Origin of the sequence: Steroidobacter flavus, assembly GCF_042651805.1 — a bacterium.
Lineage (GTDB): Bacteria > Pseudomonadota > Gammaproteobacteria > Steroidobacterales > Steroidobacteraceae > Steroidobacter > Steroidobacter flavus.
Genome location: NZ_JBHSDU010000015.1, coordinates 1,789,817 through 1,812,675 on the forward strand (window position 1 = coordinate 1,789,817; position 22,859 = coordinate 1,812,675).

General features: G+C 61.5%; 16 protein-coding genes. 13 read left to right on the top strand and 3 right to left on the bottom strand.

From position 1 onward, the window contains the following. Positions 1 to 2 precede the first annotated feature (2 nt). The 5 genes from ACFPN2_RS34890 to ACFPN2_RS34910 are packed head-to-tail and all read left to right on the top strand — an operon-like array spanning position 3 to position 4,171. Entirely contained in the window at positions 3 to 857 is an 855-nt protein-coding gene (locus ACFPN2_RS34890) for a DUF58 domain-containing protein (RefSeq protein WP_380605380.1), read from the top strand. Beyond that, positions 854 to 1,735 (top strand): hypothetical protein, encoded by an 882-nt coding sequence (locus ACFPN2_RS34895; protein ID WP_380605381.1) that lies wholly within the window; start codon positions 854 to 856, stop codon positions 1,733 to 1,735. Before ACFPN2_RS34890 ends, ACFPN2_RS34895 begins: the two co-directional genes overlap by 4 nt. Beyond that, positions 1,732 to 2,745: a vWA domain-containing protein gene (locus tag ACFPN2_RS34900; RefSeq protein ID WP_380605382.1), complete on the top strand. Its 1,014-nt coding sequence runs from the start codon at positions 1,732 to 1,734 to the stop codon at positions 2,743 to 2,745. The genes ACFPN2_RS34895 and ACFPN2_RS34900 overlap by 4 nt, the downstream gene beginning before the upstream one ends. Next, complete coding sequence (locus ACFPN2_RS34905; RefSeq protein ID WP_380605383.1) at positions 2,742 to 3,278, top strand: MxaK protein; 537 nt, start codon at positions 2,742 to 2,744, stop codon at positions 3,276 to 3,278. The genes ACFPN2_RS34900 and ACFPN2_RS34905 overlap by 4 nt, the downstream gene beginning before the upstream one ends. After that, entirely contained in the window at positions 3,275 to 4,171 is an 897-nt protein-coding gene (locus tag ACFPN2_RS34910) for a vWA domain-containing protein (RefSeq protein WP_380605385.1), read from the top strand. Before ACFPN2_RS34905 ends, ACFPN2_RS34910 begins: the two co-directional genes overlap by 4 nt. A 7-nt stretch (positions 4,172 to 4,178) precedes the next feature. Here ACFPN2_RS34910 and ACFPN2_RS34915 read toward each other — a convergent pair whose 3' ends face one another. Continuing rightward, positions 4,179 to 6,092, bottom strand: a complete 1,914-nt coding sequence (locus tag ACFPN2_RS34915; protein WP_380605387.1) for a CocE/NonD family hydrolase — start codon at positions 6,090 to 6,092, stop codon at positions 4,179 to 4,181. 378 nt (positions 6,093 to 6,470) lie between these two features. Between ACFPN2_RS34915 and ACFPN2_RS34920 the strand changes: the two genes are divergently transcribed. The 6 genes from ACFPN2_RS34920 (at position 6,471) to ACFPN2_RS34945 (ending at position 18,810) form a co-directional block, all read left to right on the top strand. Then, positions 6,471 to 7,100, top strand: coding sequence for a c-type cytochrome (locus ACFPN2_RS34920; protein WP_380605389.1), 630 nt, complete (start codon positions 6,471 to 6,473; stop codon positions 7,098 to 7,100). Further along, positions 7,097 to 8,254 (top strand): cytochrome-c peroxidase, encoded by a 1,158-nt coding sequence (locus ACFPN2_RS34925; RefSeq protein ID WP_380605391.1) that lies wholly within the window; start codon positions 7,097 to 7,099, stop codon positions 8,252 to 8,254. The genes ACFPN2_RS34920 and ACFPN2_RS34925 overlap by 4 nt, the downstream gene beginning before the upstream one ends. 3 nt (positions 8,255 to 8,257) lie before the next feature. Then, positions 8,258 to 9,781, top strand: a complete 1,524-nt coding sequence (locus ACFPN2_RS34930) for a parallel beta-helix domain-containing protein (protein ID WP_380605393.1) — start codon at positions 8,258 to 8,260, stop codon at positions 9,779 to 9,781. 39 nt (positions 9,782 to 9,820) lie between these two features. Further along, the gene (locus tag ACFPN2_RS34935; RefSeq protein ID WP_380605395.1) at positions 9,821 to 12,238 is read left to right on the top strand and encodes a TonB-dependent receptor; all 2,418 of its coding nucleotides are present in this window, start codon (positions 9,821 to 9,823) and stop codon (positions 12,236 to 12,238) included. A gap of 69 nt (positions 12,239 to 12,307) precedes the next feature. Then, complete coding sequence (locus ACFPN2_RS34940; RefSeq protein ID WP_380605397.1) at positions 12,308 to 13,744, top strand: aldehyde dehydrogenase family protein; 1,437 nt, start codon at positions 12,308 to 12,310, stop codon at positions 13,742 to 13,744. Positions 13,745 to 13,851: 107 nt separating this feature from the next. Next, complete coding sequence (locus ACFPN2_RS34945) at positions 13,852 to 18,810, top strand: NACHT domain-containing protein (RefSeq protein WP_380605399.1); 4,959 nt, start codon at positions 13,852 to 13,854, stop codon at positions 18,808 to 18,810. A gap of 4 nt (positions 18,811 to 18,814) precedes the next feature. On the opposite strand, the gene ACFPN2_RS34950 is transcribed toward ACFPN2_RS34945, so the two are convergent. Both ACFPN2_RS34950 and ACFPN2_RS34955 read right to left on the bottom strand, forming a co-directional pair. Next, positions 18,815 to 20,140: a sensor histidine kinase gene (locus ACFPN2_RS34950; protein ID WP_380605401.1), complete on the bottom strand. Its 1,326-nt coding sequence runs from the start codon at positions 20,138 to 20,140 to the stop codon at positions 18,815 to 18,817. Then, positions 20,137 to 20,877 (bottom strand): response regulator, encoded by a 741-nt coding sequence (locus tag ACFPN2_RS34955; RefSeq protein ID WP_380605402.1) that lies wholly within the window; start codon positions 20,875 to 20,877, stop codon positions 20,137 to 20,139. The genes ACFPN2_RS34950 and ACFPN2_RS34955 overlap by 4 nt, the downstream gene beginning before the upstream one ends. Positions 20,878 to 21,103: 226 nt before the next feature. On the opposite strand from ACFPN2_RS34955, the gene ACFPN2_RS34960 reads away from it, so the two are divergent. Together ACFPN2_RS34960 and ACFPN2_RS34965 are read left to right on the top strand one after the other, a co-directional pair. Then, entirely contained in the window at positions 21,104 to 21,844 is a 741-nt protein-coding gene (locus tag ACFPN2_RS34960; RefSeq protein WP_380606735.1) for an SDR family oxidoreductase, read from the top strand. A 9-nt stretch (positions 21,845 to 21,853) separates the two neighbouring features. Further along, positions 21,854 to 22,834 carry an alpha/beta fold hydrolase gene (locus ACFPN2_RS34965; protein WP_380605404.1) on the top strand — a complete coding sequence of 327 codons (981 nt, stop codon included), beginning with the start codon at positions 21,854 to 21,856 and terminating at the stop codon, positions 22,832 to 22,834. Positions 22,835 to 22,859: the final 25 nt, after the last annotated feature.

A 22,859-nucleotide genomic window follows, 5' to 3' on the forward strand; every position in this document is an offset into this window, starting at 1 on the left:
CGATGAGCACTTCACGCGAGTTTCACTACAGATTGCCGCGCCGATCCGGGGGCTGGCGACCTGGCTCGCATCCCGGCTCGAGCCTCGGTGCCGGCCAGGAATTCGTCTCGCACGTGAGCCTGTACGACCGACCGGATCCACGCCGGCTGGATCTTCGCGCCAGCCTGCGCGAAGTTCGCGGCGACTGGCTGGTTCGAGTCAATCGTCAGCGGGTCAGCGTGCCGGTCCATCTCATCGCCGATGTTTCCACCTCGATGAGCTTCGGTGCGCCCAAATCGAAGCTGCAGGTCGTGGCGGATTTCGTGACCGCGCTCGGACAAAGCGCGTTCCGTGTCGGCGATGCGCTCGGCATGCTCGCATTCGATGCTCATGAGCGCCGCGATCTGTTCGTGCCAGCGCTATTGAGTCGAGGCGTCGGCGAAGTGATGGCTTCGATGTTGACTGATTGCGAAGGTACGGCGGGAAGTGGCGAGGGCTTGGAGGAAGCCGCGTTGTATCTCGCCGGACGTCACGGCTTGATCTTCCTCGCTTCCGATTTTCATTGGCCGCTGGATCGATTGGATGGCGTGCTCGATCTGCTCGCACACTCCTACATCGTGCCGCTCGTCATCTGGGATCCTGCCGAAATACAGCCGCCGAAACGCGACGGGCTGATGCCGTTGCGAGATGTGGAGTCCGGTCGTCGAAGCACCGTATGGTTGCGACCGAGCATGCGCACGCGCTGGCATGAGGCCGTGGAGCGACGACGCACTGAGTTGAATTCGCTATTTAGTGCTCGTGGCATTCGTCCTTTCTATGTCAGCGGCGAGTTCGACAACGAGGCGCTGTCGCATTATTTCTTCGAGGCCACGGCATGAGCCGCGGCACCGACATGTTTCGGATCGCGTTGTTGATGGCATGCACAGCCTGCGCGACAGATGCAGTTGCCGCGCAAGAGCCCTCGCCGGTCCGCGCAGGTGCGCGTTCGTCGCCGGCGGTCGTCGACCAGCCGCGGCCGTTCGGGTACGTCGTTGGGGATCTGGTGACTCAGCGCGTGTTGTTGAATTTCGAACCGGCCGCGCTCCCGCCGGGACAGCGAGTGAGCATCTGGTTCGAGCGCCGACCGCCACGAATCGAAAAGACTTCGGACGGGCATCGCTGGCTCGTCATCGATTATCAGCTGATCAACGCGCCGCCGGAGCTGGCCACTGTCCAGTTGCCGGCTTGGGAGATCAAAGACAAGACGCACGGCGCGCAGCTCAAGATTCCCGCCACGCCGATCAGCATCGCTCCCCTGATTTCGAATGCCTCCGGCGCCGAGCTCCGACCGGATCGCAACGTATCGACCATCGACACCGCGCCTTCACGCGCCAGCGTCGTTCTCTGGTCGATCGCGTTGGGCATTACATTGGTCGTGTGGCTGGCCTGGTTTCAGTGGCGCAACTGGCGGGACAGTCACAACCGACCGTTCGCTCGAGCCCTGCACGATTTGCGTCATCTCGACGAGACGGCGCCGGAGGCCTGGCAAGCCGTTCATCGCGCCTTCGACCAGACCGCCGGCCGCGTGCTGCAAATAGAAACATTGCCCACGTTGTTCGAGCATGCCCCGCATCTACAACCGCAGCGCGCGGAAATCGAACGTTTCTTCGCTCAATCCAACGAACGATTCTTCGGCGCCGGACCGCCGAGCAATCTCGTGTCCGTGCGTGCGCTCTGTCAGGAGCTGCGACGAATCGAACGGCGGCAGGCGCCATGAGCAGCACACTCGCCTTCGAGCACCCGTGGCTGCTGATTCTCCTGCCGCTCGCGCTGCTGCCACTGTTACGCAGGCGACGCGACACGCTCACCTTTCCCTCCATCGCCTGGCTGCCGCCGGATCGGATCGGCCGAATCATCGGGTGGCTCTGGCCTCTGTTTGCGGTGCTCGCCCTGGGGAGCAGCATCGTCGCGCTGGCGCAGCCGGGGCGTCCGCAAACACAGGTTCAGCGGACCGGCAAAGGGGCCGAAATCCTGGTGCTTCTCGATCGGAGTCGGAGCATGGACGATCGGATGCTGCCCGCGAACTGGCGAGAGATCGATCCGAGCCTGCTGCTGTATCACCTCGGGCGCGGCCAGCAAAAAGCCAAGGTCGCGCGCGAGCTGTTGTCACAGTTCGTCGCGCGGCGTCCCGACGATCGCTTCTCGCTGATGTATTTCAGCAATCGGCCGCTGAGTGTCGTGCCTTTCACTCAGCACGATCCGGTCATGCAAGCAGGCATCGCGGCAGGCGGCATCGGCCGCGGCCTCGCCGACACCGACGTCGGTCGCGCACTCATCGCGGCCATTGCCCAGTTCGATCAACGTGCTTACTCGGGCAGTCGAATCATGCTGTTGGTGTCGGACGGCGGCGCGAACATGGATGACGAAATGATGAAGCGTATCCGCATCGGCCTGGCGCGCAATCGGATCGCGCTCTACTGGATCTATCTGCGCTCCTATAACAGCCCGACGCTCGATACCAACGATCCGCGTTGGGAGAATGCCCCCGAGATGGCCCTGCACCGTTTCTTCCAGACGTTGAAAACGCCCTATCGGGTGTATCAGGCGGAAGATCCCGAGAGCCTGTCCAGAGCCGTCGCCGATGTCGAACGACAACAGAACCTGCCGCTCGACTTCATGGAACAGATTCCACGTCAGGACTACAGCCGCGTTTTTCTCGCCATCGCTGCGTTTTCGTGCGCGATGCTGTTGATGTATCGGTCCATGCTGTTGCGGAGCTTGCCGTGAAGCGATCCTTCGTTCATTGCATGTTTGCTCTAGCCGCACTCGTGTGTGCAGGCCTGATCGTCTATCACGCTGTGCACCTCGATCAGATCAAACGCACCAACGCGGCGATCACGAGTGCGCGCGTCTCGGCGTTCGACGCAACCGTGCCGGAAGCCCGCTTTGCACGCGCGCAGGCGCTTGCCCGCGCCGGTGAATCAGAAGTGGCCGTTAAAGAGTACAAGTTGCTGATCGAAGGCGACCGCCGCGATCTGAGTCAGGCCGCGCGCTACAACCTGGGCAACTTATATATGCGTGACGCGCTCGAAAACGGCGCGGAACAAGCGTTCAGATCGTTGCCGCTCATCGAGCTGGCGAAACAGCGGTATCGAGACGTATTGCGTAACGAGCCGGCCGATTGGGATGCCCGCTACAATCTTTCGCGTGCGTTGCTGCTGGCGCCGGAATTCGAGCAGGAGATCGAAGAGAAGGAAGAGCCGCCGAAGAAAGAACAGAGCACGAGCACTCTGCAAGGCGCGAGGATCGACCTGCCATGAGATCCCTGCGCCTGGCGATAGATAAGGACTCGCGCTCCATCGTGCTCGCGTTGGTGCTGTTGTTGGTCGCACTCGTCATGCCACGCGTTGAGCTGCCGCGCGATACCTACGATTACCTGCTGGTCTTCGACATCAGTCAGAGCATGAACGTCGAGGATTACCGGCTCGACGGCAATCCAGTCAGTCGCCTTGTCTTTGCACACGAAGCGGCTCGTCAGATGTTGCGAGACCTGCCTTGCGGCTCACGCGTCGGCTGGGCCGCGTTCACAGGATATCGGACGATACCGCTGCTCTCGCCCGTCGAGGTATGCGCGTACTACAACGACTTGATCGCCTCGCTCGATCAGATCGACGGCCGCATGCGCTGGTCCAATGCGAGCGAGATCACCAAGGGTGTGTATTGGTCGGTGCTGTCGGCCCAGGAAACGAGTCCGCGTCCCGACGTCGTTTTCATCACCGATGGCCAGGAAGCGCCGCCGCTCGATCCCGCCTATCCGCCGCGACTTCTCGAAGACCTGCCGAAGCAACTGATTCACGGCTGGCTCATCGGCATAGGCGCTTACGCGCCCAGCCCGATTCCGAGAATCGACGAGGAAGGACATCGCCAGGGCTACTGGAACGCCGACGAAGTCGTGCAGCCGAGCGCCTTCGGCAACACCACCGCCCCTCCCATCGAACATCTGTCCGCAGTCCGCGAGCCGCATCTGCAAGCGCTCGCGAACCAGCTCGGCTTCAGCTACGCACACTTGACTGGACCCGCGTCGTTGAGCGATTCCGTCCGCGATCGGCGCTACGCGCGACGCCAGCCGACACCGACCGATCTCTATTGGCTACCGGCGTCGATCGCAGTGTTGTTGCTCGCGATTCGCTTCCTTCCCTCCAGTCGCGCCTGAGCGATCGCTACGGAAGCTTGCCCGGACGCTCCACCCCCAACGAAATCGCGGAAGGATACTTCCCGGCCTGATACACCTTGTGAGTCTGGGCCACGTAATCCGCCGGCTTCGCCTCGAAGATGTTGGCGACGAACTGCTGTGGATTGCGATCGATCAGCGGGAACCAGCTGCTCTGCACCTGCACGGCAATCCGATGTCCTTTCTTGAACACATGCGATGCCGAGTGCAGGTCGATCTCGTAGCCGACCACCTGATTGGCCGGAACCGCCTGAGGCTTCTCGTAGCTGGAACGGAAGCGCGCCCGGTAGACGTCGTTCGCGATCATGAGCTGGCGACCGCGCATCGCCGGCGGCAACGCTTCATCGGCTGGATAGATATCGATCAGCTTCACCACCCAATCCGCGTCGCTGCCGGTGGTGCTGGCGAAGAGCTTGGCCGCCACGTCACCGACGATGGTCACATCTTCTGTCAGCGGCTCGGTGCTCCAGGACAGCACATCCGAGCGGCGCGAGAACGGCGCTTGATCGTCGGCCAGCCATTCCGGCCAGGTCGATTCCTTCGAGAACAACGGCGCGATCGGTCGCTCGCGATAAGGAACGGGCGAGGCGGGATCCGAAACGAAGCTCGCGGGCTCGCCACTCTTCGCCGGCGTGAACGACAGTTTGCCGCCTTCGCGAAGATACAAGTTGCGACGACTCACACCCTCGCGCGGCGGCCACGCTTTATAACGCTGCCATTGATTGCTGCCCGTCTGGAATACCAGCGCCTCCGCTTGATCAAGCGTGCCCTCGTTCTTCAGCCAATGACGAAACCAGCGCGTCTCGACTTCGCTCCGGAAGAACACCGAGGTGGCGCTGCCGAGCTCGATGGGGCCATAGGTTTTTCCATCGCCCCGCGCCCAGCCGCCGTGATTCCAGGGGCCGATCACGATGAAGTTACGACCTTGAGCATCGCCCTTCTCCTGATGCTCATAAATCTTCAGCGGACCGTAGAAGTCTTCTTGATCCCACCAACCCGCCACGATGAGGTTGGGCACGCTGACTTTGGCGGACAAGCGCGTCGTCGTGACTTGCTCTTTCCAGAAGCCGTCGTAATTCGGATGCGTGGCGAAGTTCTGCCAGGTCGGCAGCGGGCGCTTCAGATGAAGCTGATCCTGCTTCGCCAGCTCGCTCTGCTGCTGCAGGTACCAGTCATAAACATCCTTGCCGCCGAAGTCGAAGGGATTCAACGTGCGACCGTCCGTTTCCAGCGCGGCGCTGTACTCCCACCCATATTGCAAACGGAACGCACCGTTGTGGTGAAAATCATCGCCGAGGAACATGTCCTCCGGCGAGGCTTGTACAGAAACCGCTTTGAGTGCGGGATGCGGATTGATCGTGGCCATCGCGGCGGTCCAGCCGCCGTAGGAAATGCCGAACACGCCGACATTGCCGTTGTTATCCGGTAGCGATTTGGTCAGCCACTCGATGCTGTCGTAGGTATCGGTGGACTCGTCAATCTGCTTCGACGAGGTCGCCTTCGGGCGCAACATCACGAACTCGCCTTCGGAGCCGAAGCGGCCGCGAATGTCCTGGAGCACGAAGATGAATCCTTCGGCCGCCAGCTCCTTGTATTCATTCTCGAACGATTGCTGAAGTCGCTCGAGCGTGAAGCCGTAGGGCGAGCGTTGCATGAGCATCGGGAGCTTCTGATTGGCGCTCGCGCTGGCCGGCCGCCAGATCTGCGCATGCAGCCGAATCCCGTCGCGCATCGGAATCATCACGTCGCGCCCGATGTAGTCGCCGATTCGCGCATCGGCCGGCAAAGCCATCGCACTGCTGCCTTCGGCGTTACAGACCAGCGGCGCGCTGGCAAAAAAAGCGGCAAAGGCCAGCACCCAGAGGCGCGCGAGGCCGCCTCGTGTTCTCGTTACTGAAAGCACCGATATCCCCCGTCAGCCGGAACGGCGGGACAGTTTAGGGCGATTTGTCCTGAATAGACAATATTTCTACGATAGGGATTCTTTCTCCGTCCTGACCGATACAGCGAATGCTCGGTCGAAATCGCCCCTGTATACGATGATGCGTGCTGATGTTCGATACAGCCGGACTGTCCGACAGTTCCACTCTGCGCACTTCGAGCTCTCATCTGTACCCCGATTGCATTCCTTTCTTAGGTCGGGTATCAACGCATCGCAATAGCAATACAAAGCATCTTTCTCTCGATGCTCACCAGCCAAGCACGATCGGCAGCTGTCGTTTCCGGGGAGGCGACGGTGATGCGGTCATCAAACAAGCGGGCGGGATCGCCAGGCCGCCGCATGCGAGCAATCGCATTCACGTTCGGCACGTTGTTGCTGACGTACGGCGCTTGTTCTTTTGCCTCGAATGAAGGCGACAAACTGTTTGCACCGTGTGTTGCCTGTCACGGCAGCAAGGGCGAAGGCAACGCGACGCTCAATGCGCCCGCCATTGCCGGCCAGGACGCGGCGTATGTTGAGCGACAGTTGCGCAACTTTCGCAATCGCCGACGCGGCGTCGACAAATCCGATGCGATCGGAGCGCAGATGCAGGCCTCGGCGACAGCGATGATCGCCGACGACGCGGCGGTGACGAAGATCGCGAGCTATGTCGCGAGCCTTCCGAAAACTATCAATGCAAAATCCGCAGCCGGCGACTTACGTAACGGCAACAATCAATACCAAGGTAAGTGCGGCGCTTGCCATGGCGTCACGGCCGAAGGCAATCCGACGCTGAAGGCACCGCGGCTCACCGGCCTAGATGCTTCTTATATGAAGCGGCAGTTCGCGCACTTCCGCGACGGAGTGCGAGGCACGGACCCGCAAGACACACCCGGTCGGCAAATGGCCATGATGGCCAAGACACTGCCGAATGAGCGGGATCTCGACGACATCATCGCGTTCATTCATCGGCAGGGCCGCCCGAAATGATCCGCGCGCTCGTGTTGCTCATCGCGGCCATAGGGACCGCTGGCGCAACCGGGCCGGCACCGACCGATTTCACGCTCAAGACGACGTGCCCGCCGGGCTTCGAGAAAACAACGGCGGGCGTGTGCGAGCTGCGCACGCTCTATCAGTTCTACGACTCGCTCGAAAATCGCGGCCTCGGCGGCACACGCACCTCGCTGCCGCCCCATCGCGACGGCTTCACGCCGTATCAGATCGACCTCGGCCGTTATCTTTTTTTCGATCCGGTGCTGTCGGGCGACGGCACCCTGTCCTGCGCAAGCTGCCACGATCCCGCGCGCGGCCTGTCCGACGGACGCCCACGATCCATCGGCATCCACGGCGAAGACGCAGGCCGCGCAGCGCCGACGCTCTGGAACGTTGCATTCCTGAAACGTTTCTTCTGGGATGCGCGTGCCAACTCTCTCGAAGCGCAGGCCACCGGCCCCCTCTACTCGCCCCATGAGATGGGCAACACGCCGACCCGATTACTCAAGAGCCTGAACGACAACGCGACTTATCGTCGTCTGTTCCAGGAAGCCTTCCCGAGTCAGCGCGGCCCGATCACCGATCAGCAGATATTCACAGCGCTCGCCGCGTTCGAGACCTCGCTGGTGTCTCTCAACAGTCGCTACGATCGCTATGTTCACGGCTACGACGCCGCGCTCTCCGATCGTGAGATCGAAGGTTTGAACGTGTTCCGCTCGTTCGTCGCGCGCTGTTCCGAGTGCCACACGCCGCCGCTATTCACCAACGAGCAGATCGCAGTCATCGGCATGCCCGAACCCGCCGGTCGCTCGTTCGATGTGGGCGCAGAAGCCATCCTGCACGCCCCGAAGTTGAAGGGCGGATTCAAGGTGCCCACGCTTCGTAACATCGCGCGCACCGCGCCTTACTCACATTCCGGCGCGTTCGCCGACCTCCGCGGCGTCGTGGAGTTCTATAACAAAGGCCGAGGCAACGCGGTGCCCAAGGACATGCACCTGTATTTGCACTGGCATATCTCGGATCCAAAGCTCACAGATACTGAAGTCGATCGCATCGTGGATTTTCTGGGCGCTCTGACGGATGAGACCTTCCTGCCGCAACCACCGGCGCGGGTCCCCTCCGGTCTGACACCCACCAAGCAAGGGGAATAAAAGATGAAGAAGGGGCTCTTCGTAGGCGTGCTGGTGGCCGCACTGGCCTTCGGCGCCGGTATGTTTTTCGGCCGCAGCGGCAAGCAGGACCTGACGATCAGTTCGTCCACGCAAGGCGCCAGCTATAGCGGCGGTTTCAAGGCCGAGGGCGAAGGCGCCGCGAATCCGGCGGCCGCGATCAGATCGGTCGCGGGTCCGGCACCGACCAACGTCGTGGTCGTCAAGGATGGCGAGTCGATCCAGGCGGCGGTCAAGGCCGCGCCGAAAGGAACGATCATTCGCGTGATGCCGGGCACGTACCACGAAACGGTGTACATCGATAAAGACGACATCCGCATCATTGGCGTGATCGACGCCGGCCGCCGCGCGGTGCTCGACGGCGAGAAAAAACTCAACGACGCCATCCTCTACTCGGGCAACAACTTCGTCGCCGAGAACCTCGAGATCCGCAACTACAAGGGCAACGGCATCATGGGGCAGGCCGGCAACAACTTCGAGATCCGCAACAACGTGATTGCGGAGTCCGGCGTCTACGGCATCTTTCCTCAGCTCGGCAAGAACGGCATCGTCGAGCACAACGTCGTTTCGGGCATTGCCGACGCGGCGATTTATATCGGCATGAGCGACAACATCCTGGTCGCCAACAACGACGTGTTCGACAGCGTCGCCGGCATCGAGATCGAGAACAGCCGCCATGCCATCGTCGAGCACAACTACGTGCACAACAACTCGGGCGGTCTGCTCGCGTTCGTCACGCCGGGTCTGCCGATCAAGGACACGGTCGATGTGATCTTCCGTAACAACTTCGTCGTAGGAAACAACCACGCGAACTTCGGCGCGCCCGGCTCCACGGTGTCCGGCATCCCCGCGGGCACCGGCATTCTGATCATGGCGGCCGACGATGTGGTCATCGAGGGCAACGTCATCTCCGACAACAAAGTGTCCGGCATCATCATCACGGATCACGCCCACGCGCAAAACATCACCACCGATCCGGAATCGGATCCGAACTCGGATCGCGTGAAGATCCTCGACAACGTGATGCTCAGGAATGGCTACGACACCATCACGGAAGCGAAAGCACTCCTGCTGGCCGACGGCAAGGTAGGCGCGAAGAACCTCGACATCGTGCGCGTCGGCCCCAGCCCGGGCAGCTGCATCATCAACCGCCATCAATATGTCACGGCGGGCGTGGGCGACTTCGCCGAATGTGACTTCACCAACACGGCGACTACAGTGAATTATCTGCTGCCGCCCGTGCCACCGCGCGAGATCAAGCCGGGCGAACGCGGCAAGGTGGTGTATCTCGGCATCTGCACCGGCTGCCATACATACAACGGCCGCATGATCGGCCCGCCGGTGCAAGTGATCCAGGCGCTCTACATGGAGAACCCGCAGGGTCTCGCCGACTTCATCGCGAAGCCCACCAAGAAACGCGACGACTATCCTGAAATGCCGCCGCAGGACTATCTCGATCCCGAGACCCGTCTGGCGGTGGCGAAGTACATGCTGCAAGTGACGAACTAAGAATGACCTGATCCATGACTGGCCAGAGGAAGAAGGCTCATGAGCAATAGCAAGAAAAGACTCGCGTATGCAGTAGCCACAGTGCTGACGGGGACGGGATTCGCAGCCGCGACTCCTGGAGTCGCACTGGCGCAGAACACCGCCGACAGCGGCATCGAAGAAGTTCTGGTGACCGCGCAGCGACGCACACAGTCGCTGCAAGACGTGCCCATAGCAATGCAGGTTGTGGACAGCGCGTTGATCGATGACGTCGCCGCGGAAAATCTGGGCGATCTGAATGGCTTTGTGCCCGGCTTGGTTGTTTCGGATGGCAGCCCGACGCAGCCGAAGTATCAGATTCGCGGCATTCAGACCAGCGATTTCGGCGTCGGTACCGATCCAGCAGTGGGTGTGTATGTCGACGGCATCTATGCAGCGCGCTCCGGCGCATCGTTGCTCGCGTTCAACGACATCGATCACATCGAAGTCTTGAAGGGACCACAAGGCACTCTGTTCGGACGCAATAGTGCGGCCGGCGCGATCTCTATCGTCACGACTCAGCCTCAAGACGAGTTCCACTCGCGACTGCGCGTGCGCGTCGGCGAGCATGGCAAGCAATACTACGAAGGCATGTTGAACACACCGATCGGCGACAGCCTCGCGCTACGCATGAACGGCGTTTACAACAAGAGCGATGGCTGGCTGAAAGATGCGGCCACCGGCCAGGACCTCAATCCCGAGGAAAACTGGGCCGGTCGAGTGGCGCTACGTTGGAAGATTTCAGACGCGACCAGCGCGACACTCTCCTGGGACCATGACGATCTGGATCAACTCGCGCGGCCCGCGATCGGTCTCATCCCCGTGACGGCCGGTCAGACGGGCGTCCCCTACCCGGCCAATCCTGCCACTTATCTCGATCCGCGCAAGGCGCCGATCTACAACGACGTGGTCGGCAATGAGGAGTCGCGCCAGCTCGATCAAGTGAATCTGTTCGTCGATCACTCCTTCGGCTCAGCCGACTTCCGCTCCAGCACCTCGTGGCGCCAGTTCGACACCGTCAATCGCGAAGACGAAGACGGCACGAACATGATTGCCACGTACTTCGACACGGCGAACATAGAAGACAACGAAAGCTTCTATCAGGAGTTCAAGTTCTCCGGCAAAACCTCGGCCATCGACTGGGTCGGCGGCGTGAGTTACTACAAGGAGAAGGCCAAACAGACCAGCGACACGCACACTTACACTGACGGCATCGATACGTTGGGCGCGAACCTCGGCATCTTCGAGCCGCTCGGCATCCCCTCGCTGTACGGCTACACGAGCAGTGTGCTCGAGCAGTTCGGCGTCCCCGTCACCCTGCTCGGCATGCCGTGGCGAGAAGCCATGTACAACCGCGGCGACTTCGAAGCGTACGCGGCGTTCGGCGACGTGATCTGGCACATGAATGACAAGACCAATCTCACCTTCGGTCTGCGTTACACGCACGACAAGAAAAAATTCACCTGGATCAACGGCCCGCATGAAACGCCGGAGCTCGACCAGATCGTCGCGGGGCTTCAACAGGCGGGAGTCCTCGATCCCGAGACGGCCGCGGGGCTTCGCTTCGCGGACATCGTCTTTGCGGTGGACACACCGCCCGGCGGCCTGACCAAGACAGACTCCTGGGATGACGTGAGCCCGCGTCTGGTGCTCGACTACAAGGTCACACCGAACGTGATGGTGTTCGGCTCGCTGGCGAAGGGCTACAAGGCCGGCGGTTACAACAGCACCGAAGTCGGCTCCGAGTTCGAGAACGAAGACGTGTGGAACTTCGAGACCGGCATCAAGAGCGTGTTCCCGGATGTGGGCGTGACTTTGAATGCCTCCGCGTACTACTACATCTACAACAACAAACAAGCGATCGCGTTGGCCGCCGACGTTGAAGGCTCCGACATCCCACAGTACGTGATCGATACCAGCGACGAGAAAGCGTGGGGTGTCGACGTTGACGCGCAGTGGCGACCGGTCGATCAGCTCAGGCTGTTCGCCAACCTTGCCTTCATCGATGCAACCTTCAAGGACAAAACGACGCGAGGCGAGGATCCGCTCGATCTCTCTGGCGAGCCGACCGGTGAGCCGTACCTCAGCGCCTCGCTCGGTGCGAGCTATGGTTGGGCACTGGGCGCCTCGGGCGATGTGGAGCTGTCCGGTCGCTACGCCTATCGCGGCAAGTCGCGTTGTAACCAAGACTCCGAGCGACAGGGCACGTGCGCGCTACAGTCAGTGTTCCAAGTCAACGAGGCCACGAATCGTGTCGATCTGCGACTCGCCTGGACCAGCGCGAACGACACGTTCGGCCTCGCGGCATTCGTGACGAACGTGCTGGACGATCAGTACGTGACTGGCATCAATAGAATCACGGCCGATACGTTCGGCACGCCGTTCGCGTCGATCTCCGAGCCACGCCAGTGGGGCGTGGAAGCGACGGTTTCGTTCTAAACGTCCCCCATAGGGCGCGCCCCGCACCTTTGCGGGCGCGCTCCGCTCGATGCGAATTTGGAGTTGCTGATGAATGCCACGCGCGAGCGTGAGGGCGCGGATGCGTCCATCCACAGACTGTTCGAGTCTCACGCAGCAACAGCGCTGCGGTTGAGACAATCCACTACTGCCGAGCGGCGCCTCAAGCTGACGAAGCTGCTCGCCGCGATTCTGGAGCGCAAGGATGCGCTCCTGGACGCGGCTCATCGCGACTTGAGCAAACATCCCACCGAAACCAATCTCACGGAGGTGCTGCCGTTGGTCGGTGAGTTGAAGCATACGATCTCGAAGTTGAAGCGCTGGATGAAACCGCAGCGAATTGGCCCGACGATGGCAACGCTCGGCACGAAATCGCGCGTGATGTATCAGCCGAAGGGTCGGTGCCTGCTCATCAGTCCCTGGAACTATCCATTGAGCCTGGCCCTTGGACCGCTGGTCTCCGCGGTCGCCGCCGGCAATACGGCAATTCTCAAGCCCTCGGAGTTCACGCCTCACACCAATCGCGTCGTTAAAGAAATCGTCAACGCCGTGTTCCCGGCCGACGAAGTCGCGGTCGTGGAAGGCGCGGCGGAGACTGCCACCGCCCTGCTCGCGCTGCCGTTCGATCACATCTTTTTCACCGGCTCACCCGCGGTCGGCAAGATCGTCATGGCCGCGGCCGCTCGCAATCTCACCTCAGTGACGCTGGAGCTCGGCGGCAAATCGCCGGTCATCATAGACGCGAGCGCCGACCTGCGCGGCGCGGCGGAACATATCATCTGGGGAAAGATGGTGAACGCCGGCCAGACCTGCATCGCCCCGGACTATGTGTACGTGCATCGTGACGTCGCCGACCGCTTCGTCGATCTCTGTCGCAGCACCATCGCCCAGCGCTACGGCGAGACCGACGCCGCGATCAAGAGCAGCCCCGATTTTCCACGCATGATTCACCGTCGCCATGCAGAGCGCGTCGCTCGACTCATGGATGAGGCGGTACAGGCCGGCAGTAAAGTCGCGTGTGGCGGCACCTCCGACGCTGAGTCGCGCTACGTCGCACCGACCCTGCTGCGCGATGTTCCTGTCACTGCACGGATTCGCAGCGAGGAAATCTTCGGTCCGGTATTACCCATCCTGACCTTCGATACTCTCGACACCGTCATCGCCGAGATCAATGCGGCACCGAAGCCATTAGCCCTCTACGTGTGGAGCAAGAGCGAGCGCACCGTTCAAGCGCTGCAGACGAACACGAGCTCGGGCAGCCTGTGCGTGAATCTGTGCTTGCAACAGTTCGCTCAACACAACCTACCCTTCGGCGGCGTCAACACCTCCGGCATCGGCAACGCCCACGGCTTCTTCGGCTTCAAAGCGTTCTCTCACGAACGCGCCGTCATGTCCGCCGGCCCGCTGTCGGCCCTGGAACTGCTCTTTCCTCCCTACAATGAGCGCAAGCGCCGGCTGAGCGAGCTGCTGATCAAACATGTGACTTGAGAAGTGAGGGCTCGGTCCCCCGGGTGAGTCGGTCAGTATCGAGAGTAGTCCCGTGGATCGCGGCGGATCGGAACGGATTTCCGCGGTCGGAGTGAGATACGAGCCCTATGCCGAAGCGTCCGCTCGAGACTGTCGGACCAGTCAACCCATCGCTTCCGCCGCCGGTGAAGCCCCGCCACGACACGCTGCCATTCCATGGCTTGAGCTGGGTTCAATTCGAGCGTCTGGTTCTCAGGTTGCTTCAGGAACAGACCCCGAATGAACGTTACGAGCGTCTCGGCCGCGAAGGCCAGGACCAGCATGGCATCGACATTTTCTGCCGACGCTCAGCCAACAAATATCACTGCTGGCAGGTGAAGAACCGGGAAGCAACCGGTGCCGTCATCAACGATGCAATCAATGAATTCCTGCGGGGAACCTGGGCCGGGCGGACTGAGAAGTTCACTCTTTGTTTTCGCGCAGGACTCAACGACACAACCCTGCAGGAGCTGGTCGAGCAGCACACCACGTCCCTTGAAGCGCGAGGGATTCAGTTCAAAGCGATAGACGACACGCATCTCACTCACGACCTGCGGCAGCAGCCGCATCTGGTCGCCGAATTCTTTGGCACTGACTGGCTGAAGGCATTTCTGGGCGAGGAAGTCGCCCAAACAGTACGCATCCCGCCCGGTGCCGCTCAATTGCAGTCGCTCAGACAAAGACTGCACAAGGTGTATGAGGCTCAGTTTCGTCAGACCGACGCTGGTTTCACGTGGCAGCCCGCGGCCGAATCCCGCGACCCGCGCAATCGCTTCGTACAGCCCGACGTGGATGCGAAATCACCGTTCTCGGTTCCCGCTTACCGCCACTACTCCGAGTTCAACGCGGCGTCACAATTCGCGACGGCGAACAATAGCGATAACGAGCTCGATGGCTTGATTCAAGCCGCGACTCCCGAGTCCGCACGCGAAGACTCCGAGCGCAAGCCGCTTGCAGACTGGCTGACCACAGAGCCGAAACAGCTACTGATCGGCAGTGCAGGACTGGGTAAGAGCACCATCCTGCGCTGCCTGGCTCTGGATCTGCTGAGCTCTCCAAGATCCTTCCCTCAGCTCACCGAACGATTTGGTGACTGCCTGCCGCTGTTCATTCCCTTTGCCCAATGGACCAGACTCACCACCACGCTGGGACGTGATGTATCCATTGAAGAGATCGCCAATCACCGTTATGCGAGGCTGGTCGGAGGCGAGCTGGACGCGCTCATCGAAGACAGCCTGCGCAACGGACGGTTGGTCCTGCTGATCGATGGATTGGACGAATACGCGGACGAGCAGGCAGGCCGGGCAACACTGGCAACCTTGAGCATTGTCGTGCAGACCCGTGGCGCGATCGCAATCTGCAGCGCCCGAACCGCAGCGGTGCGGACGCTCGGTCTGATTGGCTCGGACTGGAGTGTTGCACGCCTTCACGAGCTCACGATGCCGCAGCAGAAAGAATTTGTCGGGCGGCTCGCGGCCGCCGATTCGACGAGTGACACGCTGACCACGGTCGACCGCTTCCGTCACGATCTGGAACAGATCAGCGCGCTGCGCTCTCTAGCGGGCACCCCACTGCTCCTGAGCTGGTTGTTCGCCGTGTGGCGGGCGGCAGGCCGCCTGCCACAGACTCGTTATCAGCTATTCGAAACCTTTATCGAATTGCTCCTCGAAACGCACCCGACACGCCGGGCAACTGCCGCAGCCGAGGTGAGACAAGGAGACTCCGTATTCACGCGGGATGCCCACCTTCGCAAGAGCGCGCTGGCGCGACTCGCATTCCAGATGCAACAGACTGGCACCGGTAATGGAACTGGCCGCCTGGATGCCAGAAAGATTATCGAGCGCTTCTTGAGCCAGCCACGGGAGCCCGGCTGGGATCGGGAACGGGCGCGACAAGGCGCCTTCGAGCTGATCGACGGCGATTCCAATATCGCTGGCGCATTGCTCGAGAGGGTTGGCGACGAGATCGCTTTTCGTCATGCCGCGCTTCGTGAGCACTTGGCCGGAATCGAGTTGTCTCGCCGGCGCCTGGAAGACCAGTGCCAGTTCGCGGCCGAGAACGCTGACGATCCGCGCTGGCGTGCGTCGATCATAGCGTTGGTTCAATCGGCCCGTTCGCAATCGTCGACGGAGGCCATCCTCAAGGCCATTCGCGGCCGAGAGGCATGCCCTCCGGATATGCTCGAGCGACGACTGTTGCTAGCTGAAGCCGCGTTCACAGTAGGCACGACCGCGGGCTCTACAGGCACCGCCCTCGCCGCTGAAGCACTGGATCGAGTCGAAGATGGCTTGATCGAAATCGAACGTGCTCAAACCTTGCAACTTGCCATGGACGGTCCGCAGGACGGTCGCATCGGCGGGATGATTACGGACCGTCTGCAACGCTGGTGCCCTTGCGTATCCGGATTGCAAGATGGGGTGTTCGAGGCACTCGCCGAATGGTCACCCCGACCCGATCTGCGGCGCACGCTTTGGATCGGCCTCCGTGATCATCGCTATGACAGGAAGTATCTGGCGGCCGCAGCGCTGGCCCAGGTATTCGCGCATGATCGACGCCTGCCATCGCAATTGAAGATCCAGATGAGCAGCGCTCAAGATGCAGACACCGCGGCATCGTCGCTGTATGCACTGTTGTTGGGCTGGCCAAAGCTCAAAACCACGCGACAGATGATGCAGGCCGCGCTTGCATCGGATGAGAAGGAGATCAGGGCGGTTGGCGCTCTGATTGCGTATCGTCGTGGCAGTCGCAGTAAGGCCGTGCGCACGGCGCTGATCGATACGATCGACAGCTGCGTCGGCCTTGACCAAGATGCGGCTGAAGCACTCTGGGCCGCGTGGCCAGACGAGGATCTGCTTCGCACCAGATACTGGCACTCACTCGAACCCCGTACGCGACGCGTCCGTGTCTACCAATTCCGGCATGCTCTTTCCCAGCTGGCTGGCAGCCGCAAGGACAAGAGGCGCGTGGGCCAGTGGCTGGAGACTCAGTTCGCCGATCGAGCTGCGCCGCAGCCTGAGCTCTTTGAATGCGCAGAGGTACTGCTTCCCTTGCTGCGAACCGATTCCTCGGCGCGAATCGCCATTGAGCGCTGGATCCGCAGCCACCCACACGATCCTCGTACTGTCGCTTTACTGAACGCGTTGATTCCGCTATTCCGTTCGCGCCAGAGCAAGGAAATATTGCTGGCAGATCTCGCGCGAGGTGCGAGAGCCCAGGCCGAGTCGCTGGGCGCGCTGCTGAAAGGGTGGGGCTCGAAGGATCGTGCGGTCAGGGGGGCACTCGCCAGCCTCTCTCGCGCCCCGGCACACGAGATACAACACCATGCTCAACATCTGTCGGACGTTCTGCCCGACCGCAAGGCTTGCAGAGCCAGGCTGCTCGACATTGCAAGACTTCCCGAGGTGCGGGATCTGAACCATCTGATCGAAGGCTTCACAAACAACGGTATTCGAGCCGACGACTCAGAGGTCGCGGCGGCGCTGATGGCGCATACGGGGGCACACCCTGAGGAACAAACCGCGGCGAAAATCATTCGCTGCCTGCATCGAGCGCCACGCGTGAGAGAACTCGCTCTTACGCTACTTGATCGAGCGCCCTGTCCTCTCGCCACGATTCTCAGGGTATACGAAGCGGATCCGGAGATAAGTACGAAGGCATTGAGTCGCGCCGCTCCGTTGCCTCCTTACCTGCGACGGATCATTGCCGATCGCGCCGCGCAGCGAGTGAGCGATCCGAGATTGCGCCGCAGTCTGCTTGCGCTCAGCGAGGGTGAAGACGATCGTGAAACTCAATCCATCGCGACCGTCGGTCTCTGCAACGCCCTGACTCTGGAGGCTGCGGACACCACCGCTCTGCGCATGAGCTTACTGGACGATCTCAACTCCAATTCTTCCAGACGGCGCGATCAGGTCGCCTCTATTTCAGGGCTCATCGCACTCGGACATCTGGACGCGGTTCTGGAAACAATCAAACAACGTGCAAGGGGTCCGATCGATGACAAACTTCGCGTGGTCTATATGCACGATACCTCCGCGACGGCCACCGGTCTGTTGGCAGAGCACTGGGAAGCCGTGGAATCGGCATTGGGCAAGAATGTAAACAAATTGCTCTGCGGCAGTCGCCCGGATGACTCTTTGTTCTGGGTTCGGTTTGCCCCGCATGTGGCACGTTCGCCCGCTCTCAAGGCGCACTTTCTTCGTCATTGCGAAGAACAGCCGTGGCTGGGAACGGCGGAAATCACAGCGTTGGCCCAGTTGCCTTCGGAACGAGACCTCCTATTGGATGGGTGCTGCCGGACACTCACGGCGCCGCGTCCTTCCTGGTCCGCCCCTTATCAGCGTCATATCGGAGCTGCCAACCACGCGGAAGCACTCGCGACAGCCGCGGGTTTGCTCGCATCAACATTCGCTGCAGATGAACGCGCACTTACTGCGCTGGAACGGGCCGTCGCCCTTTGCCGCAAGTGGGGGCATTCCTATCTCGATATTCCTTTTATTGGTCTCGCCGCCACCTGGCCAGATCACCCGTTGGTAAAGCAGAGAGCCGAAGCACTAGCATCAGGTTCGCTACGTTCCCTGAGCAGTGCTCTCGGTGGCTCCTTATGGATTGCCGGCCAGCACTTTGACACTAGACAGTTCACGGTTCATGTGATCACCTTCGTTACACGGGACAGGCTGAGCGGCTGGGATTTTGCTTCGGATGGGCTGAATGCTATTCGCGCCAGGCTGACGCGCGATGCAGACGTACGAGCCTTCTTTCTGAATGTCGCGTTCAAGTGGCGGGAAGAAGCTGGAATCTGCGCTTCGTTTCCGCGACTTCTCGCGACCAGCAATCCTCTGACTCCAGAGCAGCTGCGAGTGTTCGAGCGGCTCCTGGCCGACGAAGACGGAAAAACTGCCGTTCCTCGATTTGGCATTGATGCAACCGTAAACCGGTTTCGGCCCGTGCTCGATTGTCTCGCAGATTCTCTCGGAGTCCAACTAGCGTCGCGCTGCGCCGACGGAACTATTGCACGTTCGGTAAAGAAGACTGCGGGAACCGGCCGCTAGCTGATCAAACATGTGACTTGAGCGTCACCCTCGCCCGCAACCCACCACCATCGCGATTGCTCAACACCAGATTCCCGCCCAGCGCCTGCGCGAGTTGTTGAGCAATCGCGAGGCCGAGACCGGTGCCGCCGCTGGAGCGACAGCGCGATGTTTCGAGCCGATGGAAGGGCTGGAGGACCGCTTCGAGTTGATCCTCGGGAATGCCGGGACCGCGATCCATGATGTCGATACATACGCTTCCCGGTTCCACACGCAACACCGCTTCGGCGTTGCCCGCATAAGCCAGCGCATTGTCGATCAGGTTCTGCACGACTCGTCGCAGAACCTGCGGGTGAGTTTGCAACGAGGTGTTGTCGCCTGCTCCGCGCACCACGGCCTTGCCCGTGTCCTGATAGTCGCCCACCACGCTATCGAGGAACGATTGCAGGTCGAGTCGCACCGAAGGGCCCATGGCCACATTCGCGCCGCGAGCATAATTCACGCCTTCGCGGACCAGCTGGCTGACGTGGTTTACGTCCTTCAATAGACGCTCTTGCGCAGGGCTTTCGTCCATGGCCTCGAGACGCAGCCGCATTCGAGTGATCGGCGTTTGCAGATCGTGTGAAATCGCCGCCAGGATCTGCATGCGCTCAGCCACGTGAGCGGCGACACGCGAGCGCAAGGTGTTGAGCGCACGCGCGGCCTTCGCGACTTCAGACGGGCCCACTTGTGACAATTGCTCACCCGCCCCCGATGGATCCATTCGCTCGGCGGCATCGGCCAACTGCACCAGAGGCTTCGTCGCCAGTCGTACCGCAAACCACGCGCATCCCACCAGCAAGATCACCTGCGCTACCAGCACCCAGGGCAACCATCGTGCGAGCGGCATCAAAGAAGGCGTGACCTCGATGGTCAGCGGCTGCCCGTCCGCCAGAGTCAATTCCACCTCGTAGCGCTCGGGCGATGCGGAGACCGCTCGCGGGCGCAGTTCATAACGACGATTCAGCGAACTGTCGATCAGCCCCGTCACCTGTCGTGCTCGATCGCTCGCCAACGGACCGCCCGGCGCGGCGGGACGTAGCAGATATCGATAGGTGCGACGCTCCAACGTCGGCAGCCACGCAGCTCGCTCCGATGGAGGCAAATGTTCGAGGAGCGCGACACTCACCGGAATGTCTTGCTCCAAGCCAGTGAGCATCATCGAGCGCGTCGCGCTGGCACGTTCGTAGAACAACGCTGCGAAAGAAAGCGCATGCGCCAAGAGCAGCCCCGCCGCGAGAATCAAGAGAAGCCGTCCGCCCAGGGTCCCTGGCAGCAGGCGGAATTCACGTCGCGAAGGGGCGCTGCTCATTCGTTCTCACCAATGAGCACCACGGGCTGGCTGAAGACGTAGCCCTCGTTGCGAACGGTCTTGATGTAGGTCTGCTCGCGTGCGCCATCGCCGAGACGTTGCCGCAAGCGACTCACCAACAGATCGATGGAGCGATCGAACATTTCCGCATCCCGTCCTTGAGTCAGGTTGAGCAACTGGTCGCGGCTCAGCACCCGTTGCGGGTGATCGATGAACACGCGCAGCAGTCGAAATTCCGCACCGCTCAGCGCGTAGGCCGTGCCTTCTTTATCCAGCAGATGACGCGCCGTGGTATCCAGGCGCCACTCGCCGAACCCGATCAAGCGAGCGGCCTCGCTGACTTGCAGATTGGGCGGCAACATGCGAGTGCGGCGGATCACAGCGGCGATGCGCGCCAGCAGCTCTCGCGAGGAGAACGGCTTGACCACGTAATCGTCGGCGCCCATCTCCAGGCCGACGATGCGATCTGTTTCGTCGTCGCGCGCCGTCAGCATCACCACCGGAATGCTACGAAACTTCCCGGCGCGCAAGTTTCGGCACAGCGACAGGCCATCCTCGCCCGGCAACATGACGTCCAGGACGATCAGATCCACGTCGCTGGTCTCCAGCACGGCGCGCATCTCGCGGCCATTCGCCGCCAGGCTGGTGCGCAGCCCGTTCTTGCGCAGGTAATCGCCGACCATCTGGCGAATGTCGAGATCGTCGTCGACAACCAGAATATGGTCGATATGGGACATCGCGAACCTCCAGGCGCACACCGGCAACGTTGACTTCGGCCCGAATCGTACCGCCCCGGGCAGGCGCCTGCCGGGAGGCTTTGTATCCGTATGTATCCGGGCCGGCGATCTGGTGGATTCGCTGACAAATCCGCCGGCCCCGGACACGTTGCCGATACGTCCCTGGCTTGGAATGGCCCCATCGCCGACGGAGTTGCCGTTGGCCCGACAACAGAAGGTCATTCTCATGCAAACCGACTCGAAAACATCCCAGAAGGCCGCGCTGGTCTTTGGCGGCTCCCGCGGTATCGGCGCCGCTGTCGCCAAGCGTCTGGCTCGCGACGGCTTCGCCGTCGCGCTGACCTACGTCTCGCGCCCGGACAAAGCGGCCGAGGTGGTGGCAAGCATCGAGGCCGCGGGCGGACGCGCAATCGCAATCAAGGCCGACAGCGCCGATGCAACTCAAATCACCGATGCGGTGGCAACCGCCGTCGAGCGCTTCGGCCGGTTGCAAGTGGCAGTGGTCAATGCCGGTCTCTATCAGGGCGCGCCGTTGGAGCAATTCCGGCTGGAAACGTTGGATCAAATGTTGAGCGTCAATGTCCGCGGCGTGTTCCTGGCGATTCAAGCAGTGGCTGCCCACCTGAGCGACGGCGGTCGCATCATCACCATCGGCAGCAACACGGCCGTTCGCAGCGGCGTGGTCGGCAGCAGCGTCTACGCAATGACCAAGGCGGCGGTTGCCGCGCTGGCGCGCGAGCTTGCGCTCGATCTGGCGCCACGCGGGATCACGATCAACAACATCCAGCCCGGTCCAATCGAAACCGACATCACGGCCGATGTCCTCGAGATGCTGGCCAAGCGCAATCCGTTAGGTCGGGTGGGACAGCCGGAAGAAATTGCCGCACTGGTCTCCTATCTGAGCGGCGCTGAATCGGGCTACATGACGGGCGCCAGCCTGACGATCGATGGCGGTTGGACCCTCTGAGACGAACTCATGAATACGAACCTCGCACGCATCATCTTCAGCTTGGCGGCGCTGCTCGCCGCCGGGAGTACCCCTGCAATGGCTTCCTCATCTTTAGTCGCGAACAAACAGGTCCAGGCCAACGACCTCAACATCGGCTATGCCGAATTGGGCCCGGCCAACGGTCAGGCCGTCATCCTGCTGCATGGATGGCCTTACGACATCAACAGCTATGCTGAAGTGGCGCCGCAGCTGGCAGCGAAGGGCTATCGCGTGATCGTTCCTCATCTGCGCGGCTACGGCAGCACACGCTTCCTCTCGAAAGATACGCTTCGCAATGGCGAACCAGCGGCGCTGGCAGCGGATGTGATCGGCTTGATGGACGCGTTGAAGATCGATCGTGCCGTGCTGGCCGGCTTTGACTGGGGCGCGCGTTCGGCTGACATCGTCGCGGCGCTGTGGCCGGAGCGGGTCAAGGCGCTGGTCTCGGTGAGCGGCTATTTGATCGGCAGCCAGGCGGCCGGTCAGCAACCGCTGCCGCCCAAAGCCGAGCTGCAGTGGTGGTATCAGTTTTATTTCGCCACCGACCGCGGCCGCGCGGGCTATGCGAAGTACACCCATGACTTCGCCAAACAAATCTGGCAGCTGGCCTCACCGCAATGGCAGTTCGACGACGCCACGTTCGAGCGCAGCGCCGCGGCGCTGGACAACCCCGACCATGTCGACATCGTGATTCATAACTATCGTTGGCGACTGGGCCTGTCGCAGGGCGAGCCGAAGTACGCGGCACTCGAGCAGCGACTGGCGCAGGGCCCGACGATCGGCGTGCCGACGATCACCATCGAAGGCGACGCCAATGGAGCGCCGCATCCGCTGCCGGAAACTTACGCGAGCAAGTTCACTGGCCCGTACCAGCACCGCTCGTTCAGCGGCGGCATCGGACACAACCCGCCGCAGGAAGCGCCGGGCGAGTTCGTCAAGGCGGTGGTCGACGCCGATCACCTGCACTGACGTCGGCGCTGAGCGACATCGTCAA

Bases quoted from the DNA above. Each gene is read 5' to 3' on its own strand.
- ACFPN2_RS34955 (WP_380605402.1), bottom strand. From the start codon at position 20,877: ATGTCCCATATCGACCATATTCTGGTTGTCGACGACGATCTCGACATT.
- ACFPN2_RS34925 (WP_380605391.1), top strand. From the start codon at position 7,097: ATGATCCGCGCGCTCGTGTTGCTCATCGCGGCCATAGGGACCGCTGGC.
- ACFPN2_RS34920 (WP_380605389.1), top strand. From the start codon at position 6,471: ATGCGAGCAATCGCATTCACGTTCGGCACGTTGTTGCTGACGTACGGC.
- ACFPN2_RS34945 (WP_380605399.1), top strand. From the start codon at position 13,852: ATGCCGAAGCGTCCGCTCGAGACTGTCGGACCAGTCAACCCATCGCTT.
- ACFPN2_RS34895 (WP_380605381.1), top strand. From the start codon at position 854: ATGAGCCGCGGCACCGACATGTTTCGGATCGCGTTGTTGATGGCATGC.
- ACFPN2_RS34890 (WP_380605380.1), top strand. From the start codon at position 3: ATGAGCACTTCACGCGAGTTTCACTACAGATTGCCGCGCCGATCCGGG.
- ACFPN2_RS34965 (WP_380605404.1), top strand. From the start codon at position 21,854: ATGAATACGAACCTCGCACGCATCATCTTCAGCTTGGCGGCGCTGCTC.
- ACFPN2_RS34960 (WP_380606735.1), top strand. From the start codon at position 21,104: ATGCAAACCGACTCGAAAACATCCCAGAAGGCCGCGCTGGTCTTTGGC.
- ACFPN2_RS34935 (WP_380605395.1), top strand. From the start codon at position 9,821: ATGAGCAATAGCAAGAAAAGACTCGCGTATGCAGTAGCCACAGTGCTG.
- ACFPN2_RS34940 (WP_380605397.1), top strand. From the start codon at position 12,308: ATGAATGCCACGCGCGAGCGTGAGGGCGCGGATGCGTCCATCCACAGA.
- ACFPN2_RS34950 (WP_380605401.1), bottom strand. From the start codon at position 20,140: ATGAGCAGCGCCCCTTCGCGACGTGAATTCCGCCTGCTGCCAGGGACC.
- ACFPN2_RS34910 (WP_380605385.1), top strand. From the start codon at position 3,275: ATGAGATCCCTGCGCCTGGCGATAGATAAGGACTCGCGCTCCATCGTG.
- ACFPN2_RS34930 (WP_380605393.1), top strand. From the start codon at position 8,258: ATGAAGAAGGGGCTCTTCGTAGGCGTGCTGGTGGCCGCACTGGCCTTC.
- ACFPN2_RS34900 (WP_380605382.1), top strand. From the start codon at position 1,732: ATGAGCAGCACACTCGCCTTCGAGCACCCGTGGCTGCTGATTCTCCTG.